At 41.8% G+C, this 12372-nt stretch carries 12 protein-coding genes and 1 pseudogene; 9 read left to right on the forward strand and 4 right to left on the reverse strand.

Annotated elements, in window-relative coordinates:
* Positions 1-33: 33 nt before the first annotated feature.
* The gene (ettA, locus tag ACJHV0_RS01400; protein ID WP_483133169.1) at positions 34-1704 is read right to left on the reverse strand and encodes an energy-dependent translational throttle protein EttA; all 1671 of its coding nucleotides are present in this window, start codon (positions 1702-1704) and stop codon (positions 34-36) included.
* A 235-nt stretch (positions 1705-1939) separates the two neighbouring features.
* Between ettA and rsxA the strand changes: the two genes are divergently transcribed.
* The 8 genes from rsxA (at position 1940) to lpxM (ending at position 9482) form a co-directional block, all read left to right on the forward strand.
* A complete protein-coding gene (gene rsxA, locus ACJHV0_RS01405) occupies positions 1940-2521 on the forward strand; it encodes an electron transport complex subunit RsxA (RefSeq protein ID WP_025236528.1) in 582 nt (193 codons plus the stop codon).
* Positions 2521-3138, forward strand: coding sequence for an electron transport complex subunit RsxB (gene rsxB, locus ACJHV0_RS01410; RefSeq protein WP_025236527.1), 618 nt, complete (start codon positions 2521-2523; stop codon positions 3136-3138). The genes rsxA and rsxB overlap by 1 nt, the downstream gene beginning before the upstream one ends.
* A complete protein-coding gene (gene rsxC, locus ACJHV0_RS01415; protein ID WP_483133170.1) occupies positions 3125-5206 on the forward strand; it encodes an electron transport complex subunit RsxC in 2082 nt (693 codons plus the stop codon). Before rsxB ends, rsxC begins: the two co-directional genes overlap by 14 nt.
* A complete protein-coding gene (locus ACJHV0_RS01420) occupies positions 5199-5834 on the forward strand; it encodes a trimeric intracellular cation channel family protein (protein WP_025236525.1) in 636 nt (211 codons plus the stop codon). The genes rsxC and ACJHV0_RS01420 overlap by 8 nt, the downstream gene beginning before the upstream one ends.
* Positions 5835-5873: 39 nt before the next feature.
* On the forward strand, positions 5874-6929 hold the full coding sequence (rsxD, locus tag ACJHV0_RS01425; RefSeq protein ID WP_025236524.1) for an electron transport complex subunit RsxD: 1056 nt from the start codon (positions 5874-5876) through the stop codon (positions 6927-6929).
* Entirely contained in the window at positions 6929-7561 is a 633-nt protein-coding gene (rsxG, locus tag ACJHV0_RS01430) for an electron transport complex subunit RsxG (protein ID WP_025236523.1), read from the forward strand. The genes rsxD and rsxG overlap by 1 nt, the downstream gene beginning before the upstream one ends.
* An 8-nt stretch (positions 7562-7569) precedes the next feature.
* Positions 7570-8253 (forward strand): electron transport complex subunit E, encoded by a 684-nt coding sequence (locus ACJHV0_RS01435; protein WP_463626238.1) that lies wholly within the window; start codon positions 7570-7572, stop codon positions 8251-8253.
* A 272-nt stretch (positions 8254-8525) separates the two neighbouring features.
* Positions 8526-9482: a lauroyl-Kdo(2)-lipid IV(A) myristoyltransferase gene (lpxM, locus tag ACJHV0_RS01440; RefSeq protein ID WP_483133171.1), complete on the forward strand. Its 957-nt coding sequence runs from the start codon at positions 8526-8528 to the stop codon at positions 9480-9482.
* Between the two features lie 87 nt (positions 9483-9569).
* On the opposite strand, the gene ACJHV0_RS01445 is transcribed toward lpxM, so the two are convergent.
* The 3 genes from ACJHV0_RS01445 to ACJHV0_RS01455 all read right to left on the reverse strand — a co-directional run bounded on the left by ACJHV0_RS01445 (position 9570) and on the right by ACJHV0_RS01455 (position 11675).
* Positions 9570-9857: a type II toxin-antitoxin system RelE family toxin gene (locus tag ACJHV0_RS01445; protein WP_334248377.1), complete on the reverse strand. Its 288-nt coding sequence runs from the start codon at positions 9855-9857 to the stop codon at positions 9570-9572.
* Between the two features lie 9 nt (positions 9858-9866).
* The gene (locus ACJHV0_RS01450; RefSeq protein ID WP_334248376.1) at positions 9867-10115 is read right to left on the reverse strand and encodes a type II toxin-antitoxin system RelB/DinJ family antitoxin; all 249 of its coding nucleotides are present in this window, start codon (positions 10113-10115) and stop codon (positions 9867-9869) included.
* Positions 10116-10220: 105 nt separating this feature from the next.
* On the reverse strand, positions 10221-11675 hold the full coding sequence (locus ACJHV0_RS01455; protein ID WP_483133172.1) for an aminoacyl-histidine dipeptidase: 1455 nt from the start codon (positions 11673-11675) through the stop codon (positions 10221-10223).
* Positions 11676-11890: 215 nt separating this feature from the next.
* Here ACJHV0_RS01455 and ACJHV0_RS01460 point away from each other — a divergent pair.
* Positions 11891-12372: pseudogene (locus tag ACJHV0_RS01460) on the forward strand (factor H binding protein domain-containing protein); the annotation flags it as partial.

The following is a 12372-nucleotide window of genomic DNA, read 5'->3' on the forward strand; positions in this document are numbered from 1 at the left end:
TGGCAGATTTGAGCTTTTTTAGTTTATTACGCTTTATTTCGCAATTCGTTTGTATTTCACACGATGCGGCTGAGTAGCAGCTTCACCAAAGGTTTTCTTCTTCCACTCTTCGTAGTCGGAGAAGTTACCTTCGTAGAAGGTTACTTTACCTTCATCGCCGTAATCTAAAATGTGGGTGGCGATACGGTCTAAGAACCAGCGGTCGTGCGAGATAACCATTGCACAGCCCGGGAATTCTAAGATCGCATTTTCCAACGCACGCAGAGTTTCCACGTCAAGATCGTTGGTCGGTTCGTCCAGTAACAACACGTTACCGCCACGTTGTAGAAGTTTCGCTAAGTGTAAACGACCACGTTCACCGCCTGATAATTCGCCGACACGTTTTTGCTGATCCACGCCTTTGAAGTTGAAACGTCCAACGTAAGCACGGCTTGGGATCTCAAAGTTGCCGATGGTTAAAATATCTTGTCCGTTTGATACTTCTTCCCACACGGTTTTCTTATCGTCCATTGCATCACGGAACTGATCTACAGATGCTAATACTACGGTTTCGCCCATCACGATTGAACCGTTGTCTGGTTGCTCTTGCCCTGAAAGCATACGGAATAGTGTGGATTTACCTGCACCGTTTGCCCCGATAATACCAACAATCGCCCCTTTCGGAATGCTGAATGAGAGATCATCAATTAAAGTACGTTCGCCGTAAGATTTGGTTAAATTTTTCACCTCAATTACTTTATCACCTAAACGTGGACCAGGTGGAATAAAGAGTTCGTTGGTTTCGTTACGTTTTTGATATTCGCCGCTGTTAAGTTCGTCAAAGCGAGCCATACGTGCCTTGCTTTTCGCTTGGCGACCTTTTGGATTTTGGCGCACCCACTCCAACTCTTTCTCAATTGATTTTTGACGAGCCGATTCCGCTGCTTGCTCTTGTGCCAAGCGTTTCTCTTTTTGCTCTAACCAAGAAGAGTAGTTGCCTTCCCAAGGGATACCTTCACCACGGTCAAGCTCTAAGATCCAGCCGGCAACGTTATCTAAGAAGTAACGATCGTGGGTAATTGCCACAACAGTACCTTCGTAATCGTGTAAGAAACGTTCTAACCATGCCACAGACTCTGCATCCAAGTGGTTGGTCGGTTCGTCTAACAACAACATATCTGGTTTTTCGAGCAACAGACGGCAAAGTGCCACACGGCGACGTTCACCACCTGATAAATGCTCGATTTTAGAGTCCCAGTCCGGCAAGCGTAATGCGTCTGCCGCACGTTCTAATTGGTTATCTAAGTTATGACCATCGTGGGCTTGGATAATCGCCTCAAGTTCCGCTTGTTTCGCTGCCAACTTGTCGAAATCGGCATTCTCGTCTGCATACATTGCATAAACTTCATCTAATTGAGTTAATGCATTTTTCACTTCTGAAACCGCTTCTTCAACCGCTTCACGCACGGTTTGTTGTGGATCGAGTTTTGGCTCTTGCGGTAAATAACCGATTTTAATACCCGGTTGTGGGCGAGCTTCACCTTCGAACTCTTTATCCACACCTGCCATAATGCGTAATAAAGTGGATTTACCCGCACCGTTTAAACCTAAAACCCCGATTTTTGCACCCGGGAAGAAGCTTAAAGAAATATCTTTAAGAATATGACGCTTCGGTGGCACAACTTTGCCGACTCGGTGCATCGTATAAACAAATTGACTTGACATTGTTCGTATTCCTCACAAAAAAATTCGCCTTATTTTACTTGAATTTTAGCTTGAAATATAGGGTGGTTTTTCGCTTAAAAAAGTACCTCTGATTTTTTATTGTGAATGAAGTAAAAACAGGGGATAATATCACGTTTATTTTAATGAGCTACTTTAACAAGCGGTCAGGTTTTCTCTGTTTTTTGCAAAATAAAATGCGTTTTTGACCGCTTGTATGTTTAATTTTGTGGATGTTATGGTCGATTATATTCTGTTAGTCATCAGCACCGCCCTAATCAACAACTTTGTTCTGGTGAAATTTCTAGGGCTTTGTCCGTTTATGGGGGTGTCGAAAAAGGTAGAAACCGCAATCGGAATGGGGCTTGCCACCACTTTCGTTTTGACGGTTGCCTCGCTCTCTGCCTATTTGGTGGAAACTTACCTGCTTGAGCCGCTCAATGCCGAGTTTTTAAGAACCTTGGTGTTTATTTTGGTGATTGCGGTGATTGTTCAGCTAACAGAAATGATCGTCCATAAAACCAGCCCGACTCTTTATCGCTTATTAGGCATCTACTTACCGCTGATTACTACTAACTGTGCGGTGCTTGGGGTGGCGTTATTAAACGTGAATTTATCTAATAACCTAGTGGAATCCGTACTTTATGGTTTCGGTGCCGCAGCTGGGTTCTCGCTTGTTTTGGTATTATTTGCCGCTCTGCGTGAACGTTTAGCTGCTGCTGATGTGCCTCGTCCATTCCAAGGAGCATCTATCGCCTTAATTACCGCAGGCTTGATGTCGCTTGCCTTTATGGGCTTTACAGGATTGGTGAAACTCTAATGCTTGATTTACCAATTATTGCTTATATTCTTATCGCTATCGCTTTTATCGCACTGATTTTCGGGGCGATTTTGGGCTATTCCTCAATTAAACTAAAAGTTGAAGCCGATCCGATTGTTGAACAAATTGATGCTTTATTACCGCAGAGCCAATGCGGGCAATGCGGTTATCCGGGTTGTAAACCTTACGCAGAAGCGATTGCTAATGGTGATGTCATTACAAAATGTGTACCGGGTGGACGACCTTTGGTGGTTAATCTTGCCGAGCTATTAGGGGTTGAAGTACCGCCAATGGAGGGAATGGAAGAGCCCGAAGTCAAAGTAGCTTTTGTGATTGAAGATCTTTGCATTGGTTGTACTAAATGTATTCAGGCTTGTCCTGTTGATGCCATTATCGGTACGAACAAAGCAATGCACACGATCATTCCTGATCTCTGTACAGGTTGCGAGCTTTGTGTTGCCCCTTGCCCAACTAACTGTATTGAAATGATCCCGGTTAAACAAACCACGAACTCGTGGAATTGGAAATTTGACCAAAATTTAATTATTCCTGTGGTAAATACAACAGAATTACAGAAAAAATTGGTAACAGGCGGAGGGAAGAATGAGCAATCCTAACTTAGTGATTGAGCGTATCCGCCAAAACAAAGAAAGCGGCAAGTTATGGGATTTCCCGGGTGGTATTCACCCGATGGAAAATAAAGATCAATCTAATAGTAAGCCGATTCGAACCCTCAATTTACCTCGCTTTTTCTATGTGCCGCTGGTTCAGCATTCCGGTTGGGCGGGAGAACTATTAGTAAAAGTGGGCGATTTGGTGCTAAAAGGGCAACCGCTCACTAAAGGTGATAACTACCGTCAGCTTCCGGTACATAGCCCAACATCAGGACGAGTGATTGGCATTGAGCCTTATGTTTCCACCCACGCTTCGGGCTTACCTGAAATGACGATTATCATCGAAACCGATGGCAAAGATGAGTGGGTAGAACGCCAGCCGATAGAGGATTTCCTAAGTCTTACAAGCGATCAAATTATCCAAAAAGTTTACCAATATGGTATTGCAGGTTTAGGCGGTGCGGTATTCCCAACTGCAACAAAATTAAGCTTTGCGGATAAACGCTGTAAATTGCTTGTGATTAACGGGGCGGAATGTGAACCTTACATCACTTGTGATGACCGCTTAATGCAAGATTGTACGCAAGATCTGATTGAAGGAATTCGGATCTTGCGTTATGTGCTTCGCCCCGAAGAAGTGGTAATTGCGATTGAGGACAACAAACCGCACGCCATTAAAGCACTAGAAGAAGCCTTGAAAGGTTCAAATGATATGTTTGTGCGAGCCATTCCGACTAAATATCCGTCCGGGGCATCTGATCAGCTAATCCAAGTTTTGACAGGGCTTGAAATTCCGGCAGGGCAACGCACGATTCAAATGGGTATTGTAATGCACAATGTCGGCACAGCGTATGCCGTTAAACGTGCGATTATTGATGACGAGCCGTTAATTGAGCGAGTGGTTACTCTGACTGGCGACAAAATCCGCAACAAAGGCAATGTGTGGGCAAGGCTCGGTACACCAATTCAGCATTTGTTAGAACAAGTGGACTACCAAGCCGACAAGCGTTTTCCTGTGTTTATGGGCGGACCAATGATGGGCTTTATTTTGCCTTCATTGCAAGCTCCTGTAACCAAAACCGTAAATTGCTTGATTGCTCCTGATCATTTTGAATACGCACCACCGGAGCCTGAACGTAGTTGCATTCGCTGCTCAAGCTGCTCTGATGCTTGCCCTGTGGGGTTATTACCACAGCAGCTTTATTGGTTTGCCAGAGCTGAAGATCACGACAAATCTAAAGAGTACAATTTGGATGCTTGTATTGAGTGTGGCGTTTGTGCCTATGTTTGCCCAAGCTATATTCCACTTATTCAGTATTTCCGCCAAGAAAAAGCGAAAATCAATGAAATTGAAGAAAAAGCTCGCAAGGCGGAAGAAGCTAAAATCCGTTTTGAAGCAAGAGAAGCCCGTTTACAAAAAGAACGAGATGCAAGAACGGCTCGAATTACCCAAGCGGCTGAAAAACGCCGTGAAGAAGTGGCAAATGCAGGTGGCGTTGATCCTGTAAAAGCAGCTCTTGAACGCTTGAAAGCGAAAAAAGCAGCTGAAACCACTCAAGAAACATTGGTAGAAGTGCAAGTAAAATCTAACGGTGAGCCTGATAATAGCGATTTAATGGCACAACGCAAAGCCAGACGTTTAGCTAAACAGGCAGAGCAAGCGGTCGAAAAAGCAGAAAATATTGTAAACACTGAAACTGAAGCCACAGATAATGCTGAAACTGACCCTCGCAAAGCTGCAGTTGCCGCAGCACTTGCTCGAGCCAAAGCGAAAAAAGAGGCTCAGAAAGATCCTGTAGTGGAGAACAGTAATTCGCCCGAAACAACAAACAATGTGGAAACCGATCCACGCAAAGCGGCGGTTGCTGCCGCCCTTGCCAGAGCCAAAGCGAAAAAAGAAGCTCAACAAGCGGTTGAAAAAGCAGAAAATATTGCAACTGTAGGGGCGAATTGCAATTCGCCTGAACCTACAGAAAATGTGGAAACCGATCCACGCAAAGCCGCTGTAGCTGCTGCAATTGCTCGAGCCAAAGCTCGTAAGCAAGCTGAACAGGAGCAAAAAGATGTTTAGTGAGCTAATTCCACCACTGCCTTGGTCGTTCCTGTTTATTCAGGATTTAATCGGTACAATCGTGTTTGCCATTTCAGGGGCAATTGCGGCTCGCCAGCACAAAATGGATATTTTCGGAATGTTTATTTTAGCGTTTGTAACAGGCGTAGGTGGTGGAACATTGAGGGATATGATGATTGGCTCAACTCCGGTATTTTGGATGAAGCAGCCGATTTATGTACTGATGATTAGCTTGGCAGTAGTAATTACGGCGATTTTCCGCAATCAAATTTCCCGCAAAAGTTGGCAAACAGGCTTGTTGGTATTTGATGCGATTGGGCTTGGTGTATTTACGGTGATTGGGGTACAAAAAGGCTTAGATTTTGGGCTTCACCCATTAATTTGTGTGGCACTGGGCGGTGTTACCGGTTGTTTCGGCGGCGTGATTCGAGATATTTTACGCAATGAAGTGCCGATTGTGCTACAAAAAGAAGTTTATGTAACGGCAAGCTTGATTGGTGGTGTGATTTTTGTGATGGCAAATTCATTTGGGCTAGAAAGTGATTGGGTTTATCTTGCCACTGTTTTCACCGTTATTATTATCCGCTTATTAGCAATTCGGTTTAATTTGAATTTGCCAAAGGTTTAATTAGATCTTTTCTTATTTTTTATAAAAAGGCTTATATTAATGTTCAAAATTGTAAGTTCCCCACATACCCATTCAAGCAATCTTACAGCAAATTTTATGCTGTGGGTTATTGCGATGATGTTGCCCGCACTTGGGGTTCAACTTTACTATTTCGGTTTCGGGGTGCTAATTCAAATTGTGATTGCGGTAGTTTTAGCAATTATCATTGAAATTGGAGTTGCAAAATTACGTAAAAAAACGACCGCTTTCTATTTAGCGGATATGTCGGGCATTTTAACCGCATTGATTTTAGCAATGTCGATTCCTCCTTATGCTCCTTATTGGATCATCATCATTGGCATTATTGCCGCTCTTTTATTAGCAAAACATAGCTATGGCGGCTTAGGGCAGAATCTGTTTAACCCTGCAATGATTGGTTATGCCTTATTATTGGTTTCTTTCCCTGTACAGATGACTTCTTGGATTGTGCCGATTGATTTGTTAAATGAGCCACCTACATTTAGTGATGCAATTTCATTAATTTTCAGTGGAGTAACCAGTGATGGTTTTAGTCTTCATCAACTGGTGAATAGTGTTGATGGCATCGCACAAGCCACACCGTTAGACAGTATGAAAAGTAGCTTAGCCAAATCTGGTTTCGATGCTGTAATGAATACGCCGATTTTTAACGGATTATTTGCAACAGGCTGGCTACAACTGAATATTGCCTTTTTATTAGGTGGACTTGTGCTGATTTATAAGCGAATTATCCATTGGCAAATTCCTGTTTCAATGCTTGCTGCCTTTATCGTTTTAAGTGGTATAACTGAGTTGGTAACAGATCAAGCATATCTTCATTTTGTCAGCCATTTATTCAGTGGTGCGATGATGTTTGGGGCGTTTTTTATTGCCACTGATCCTGTCAGTGCTTCTATTACCCCAAGAGGAAAACTGATTTTCGGGGCGTTGGTCGGCGTTTTGCTTTATGTGATCCGCTATTACGGCAATTATCCTGATGCAATTGCGTTTTCCGTATTATTGGCAAATATCTGCGTACCTTTAATCGACCACTATACACAACCAAGACTTTACGGTACGAAATTGGATAGAAAATAATGAATACCTCAAAAATCACGTTAAAATATGCCTTAATTTTAGGCTTGATTGCGTTGTTAAGTACCGCAGTTTCCACCGGTGTGTATCTGCTTACTAAAGGCAGAATTGACGATGTAACGGCAATGCAGCAACGTAAATTATTAGAAGAAGTTGTGCCGAGAAGCCTTTTTGACAATGATGTATTAGGCAGTTGTAAACTGCTTCAGCTTGAAAATGCTCCTTATCTGAACCGCATTTATATTGCAAAAAAATCGGAAAAAACGACCGCTTACTTAATTCAAAGTACAGCTCCGGACGGTTATTCAGGCAATATCGTATTATTAATGGGTATAGAGCCAAACGGTAATCTGTTAGGTGTACGCACGCTAGAACATAAAGAAACGCCGGGCTTGGGTGATAAAATTGAAACTCGTGTGTCAGACTGGATTTTATCTTTCACTAATAAACATTTTAGCTTAGAAAATGAAGCAGAATGGAATGTGAAAAAAGATGGCGGACAATTTGACCAATTCACTGGTGCGACCATTACGCCTCGTGCAGTAGTGAATAATATCCGCCAAAGTGCAAAATGGGCTCTCACAGAGCTTGCACAAAATCCGCAAATGATCGACCAATTTAAAGATTGTAAATAGGGTATAAAATGGAAAGAGAAAACCAAATCCCTGTAACCAATATTGAGATAGAGCCCAAACAGGTGGCTGTTTGGCGAGATCTGTTTACCGATGGTGTATGGAAAAATAACGGTGCGTTAGTCCAATTATTAGGGCTTTGCCCGTTGCTGGCGGTTTCAAACAGCGTAACCAATGCGTTAGGTTTAGGCTTAGCGACAATGTTTGTGCTGATTTTTACTAATGTAACCGTTTCGCTTTTCCGTAAAATCACGCCGCACGATATCCGCATTCCGGTTTATGTGATGATTATCGCAACCGTTGTAACGGCAGTACAGCTTCTAATGAATGCCTTTGCATTCCCTGTGTATCAATCGCTAGGTATTTTTATTCCGTTGATTGTTACCAACTGTATTGTTATCGGGCGAGCAGAAGCCTATGCTTCGAAAAATGAAGTAAAATTCTCCGCCTTTGATGGTTTTTCAATGGGGCTAGGAATGACCTTAAGCCTTGTGGTGCTGGGGGCATTGCGTGAGATTATCGGTAATGGAACGCTTTTCTACGGTTTAGATTTATTACTCGGCAACTGGGCAAAAGCACTCTATATTGATGTATTACATATTGATTCAGGATTGTTACTTGCGATTTTACCGCCGGGAGCCTTTATTGGGCTTGGGGTGATATTGGCGGTGAAGAATATTATTGATAAGAGGTAGGGTTTTGTTACCTTCTTTTAGCGTAACTCTATGAAGATCTAACACCCCTCTTTAGAAAAGAGGGGAGGGGGAGATTTGACAGAATATCTTTGCGGAGAAAATAAGATAATAAAGTTCTCCTAATAGATAAATTGATATTCTGATTACCATCTGACTTCGGTTATTACTACTGCCAAATCTCCCCTAACCCCTCTTTGCTAAAGAGGGGAATTTATCTAGCGTTATTCATCTCTGTTGATAAAGAAAGTAACAATAATATTGAGGAATACAGAATGACAAGAATTACCGCTCAAGACGGTTACACTCACAAATTCCTATGGTCTTTTCTCCACCCAAAGTATTGGGTGGTGTGGTTAGGCGTATTGGGACTTGTGATTTTGGCGTATGTGCCGGCAGGAATAAGAGATAAATTTTCTGCTTTTGTGGGAAGAACTGCCTATAAATATCTCAAAAAGAAAAATAAAAAAGGCTATCATCGGGCAAAAGTAAACTTACGCTATTGCTTTCCGCAGTGGAGTGAGCAAAAACGGGAAGATGTAGTTGAAAAAATGTTTATCACAGTGGCTCAAACAATGTTAGCGATTGGTGAAACGGCTATTCGCCCTGTTGCTTATTTGCAAAAACGTTGTGAATTTACAGGCTTTGAACACGTAGTAAAAGCCAAAGAGAGTGGTAAAAACGTGATAATGCTTGTGCCACATACTTGGTCTATTGATATGGCGGGCGTGGCAATGTTCTCGTTAGGTTATCCGATGACCTCAATGTACAATCCACACCGCAATGCGTTAGTCGATTGGCTATGGAACATTACCCGAGAGCGTTTAGGTGGAAGAATTCATACTCGGCAAAATGGTATTAAAGCCTTTTTAGCGGATGTACGCAAAGGCGATGTCGGTTATTTCCTTCCGGATGAAGATTTTGGTGAAGAATTAAGTGTGTACGCAGATTTCTTCGCAACTGAAAAAGCCACTCTTCCCGGTTTAAATAAAATGGCGAGGGTAGCTAACGCGGAAGTGATTCCAATGTTCTCAATCTATAATGCCGAAAAAGCAAAATATGAAATGGAAATTTTACCACCACTTGAATTTTCAGGCGATCCTGTTCAATCTGCCCGAGAAATGAACCGAGTGATTGAATATTTTGTGAAGAAAAACCCGGAGCAATATGTTTGGATTTTACGTTTGCTTAAAACCAGACGAAATGGGGAAGATATTTATAAAGTTGAATAAATAGACTTAGGGCGAACTGATAGTTCGCCTTTTGTGTAATATAAAATAGATTTGGTATAGCAAGAGCGGTTAATTTTATAACGGATTTTACACTCGTTTTAACGCTGTATCATATACTTCATTATCTTCACGTTTGCCAACTGTCAGTAATAAAATATAGATTTCATCATCATTAACCTGATAAACAAGCCGAACACCTGCTTTTCTTAATTTGATTTTGTAGCAATTATGCAGTTCGCCACTTAAGCGATTCTTGGGAATATGAGGATTTTCAACGACTTTATCTAGTTTTTTACGTAGCTGTTGCTTAATAGTAGGATCAAGTTTATTTAGTTCTGCAACAAAATCTTCGTGAACTTTAATAGAATAAACCATAATAACGCCTTATGAAAATAGCTCATCGAGTGTCGTATTTTTGATTTTTTCTGGTTCATTTAGTCTTTTCTTCACGATGTTATACAATTCGGCATCTTCATCTGAAACAATAATTTGCTTAATCGGCATTTTACCTGTATCTGCCACATAAGCTAAAAATGTACGGATAGCATCCGATGGGCTAATACCCAAATTATCGAAAGCTAAAAAGGCTTGTTGCTTAACATTATCGTCAATACGAATATTCAAGTTTGCCATAATTTCTTCCCCTTTTTATATTTATTGTAAAACGTTTGTAAAACATAAGCAATGTTAAGGATATGGAAAAAATTAAGGGTAAGCATATTTACTTACCCTATAGACTTATTTACTCGGTGCTTGTGAGAGCAAACGAGTTAATAACTTCCAATACGTTTCCACCGCTGGAATATGCACTTTTTCATCTGGTGAGTGGGCGTTGAGAATAGTTGGTCCAATCGACACAAAATCCATATTAGGATAGATTTTATTGATTAAACCGCATTCTAAACCTGCGTGAATAACTTTAATTTGAGATTCATAACCTAAAATATCATCATAAATCGCTTTGGTTAATGGGGTGATTTTTGAATCTGGATTTGGTTCCCAGCCCGGATAATTGCCGGAAAAATCAACCTCCGCTCCCACAAGAGTAGCTAATGAGCGAATTTTACTGCGAATATCGGCTTTGCCCCCTTCAATTAAAGAACGAGCGAGAATAGTCGCTTTTACATCGCTCTCTTTGGTACTCAGCACGCCAATGCTTAATGAAGTTTCCACCACATTTTCCACAACATCGCTATTACGCACCACACCATTTGGCAGAGCGTTAATGAAGTGAATTACACGTGCGGTACTTGCCGGGTCGAATGCTTGTTCAGGCACGTCAGCTTCTTCAATGAAAAATTGGAAGTTTGGCTCTGCAATTCTGAGTTCTGTTTTTAATTGCTCGGCAGTTTGGGTTAAACAAGCGGTCAATTTTTCCTTATTTTCTGCAGAAACAATCAGTGTTGCGTGAGCTTCACGTGGAATAGCGTTACGCACAGAGCCACCTTGAACAGCGGAAATTTGAAATTCCACTTCGTTGTAAGCTTCTTCCAAAATACGAGCAAAAACTTTAATCGCATTTGCTCGAGTTGTGTGGATATCGCAACCTGAATGCCCGCCTTGTAAGCCTTTAAGCGTAAAGCTAAGAGCCGTATCTTGCTGATGTGGCACTAAGAAAACAGGAAGCGTTATATTCACATTTTCGCCACCGGCACAGCCGATATAAATTTCACCATTTTCTTCGGTGTCAGTATTAATCATAATATCGGCAGTCAGCCAGTTCGGGCGTAAACCAATCGCCCCTTCCATTCCCGCTTCTTCCGTCATTGTGAGCAGCACTTCAATGGTTGGGTGGGCTAAATCATCACTATCTAACACCGCTAAGCACGAAGCTAAACCAATGCCGTTATCAGCCCCAAGTGTTGTACCTTTCGCTTTCACCCATTCACCGTCAATATAAGGCTGGATTGGGTCTTTTTTGAAATCGTGAACTGTGCCGGCATTGGCTTGTGGCACCATATCTAAATGAGCTTGTAGGGCAATGACGGCACGATCTTCCATTCCTGCCGTTGCAGGCTTACGGATTAACACGTTACCAGCTTCATCACGCTCTACAAAGAAATTTTTCGATTTTGCCCAATTTACAATAAATTCAGCCAATTCCTCTTCGTGATAAGAGGGGTGGGGAATAGCACACACTTTATCAAACCATTGCCAGAGCAGTTGAGGGGCGAGAGTTGAAATTTCAGACATAATGAGCTCCTTTTGTAAAAAATTGAGAAAAAATCACCGCTTGTATTTAAGCTGGATAACTATCTCTACCATTGTAGAATAATTTGAGATGAATTTAATAAAAAAATCATTAAAAAAATGAAAAAAGTACTTGATGACGAATTGTTTTTTTTTTGTACAATCTGCATGTGTTTTAAACACAAAAATCATCTTTTATCTTACAAAAGGAACATTCTATGTCTATCAAAAAAGTAACATTAGCAAGTTTGATTTTATTGAGTTTAACGGCTTGTGGTAGTGGCGGCTCCGGTGGCAACTCAAACAATGCAACAAAACCGAATGCTAAACCGCAAACCACTCAACAACAAGCCGATAAAGCCGTAGCTGAGAAGGCAGCGAAGGACAAGGCTGCTAAAGAAAAAGCAGCGAAAGAGAAAGCCGAAGCAGAGCGTTTAGCAGCCGAAAAAGCAGCTAAAGAGAAAGCAGAGGCAGAACGTTTAGCAGCCGAAAAAGCAGCAAAAGAGAAAGCAGAAGCGGAGCGTTTAGCAGTAGAAAAAGCAGCGAAAGAGAAAGCGGAAGCGGAACGTTTAGCAGCCGAAAAAGCAGCAAAAGAAAAAGCGGAAGCAGAGCGTTTAGCGGCAGAAAAAGCAGCGAAAGAGAAAGCCGAAGCAGAGCGTTTAGCAGCCGAAAAAGCAGCTAAAGAGAAAGCAGAGGCAGA

Source organism: Mannheimia sp. (assembly GCF_056854775.1).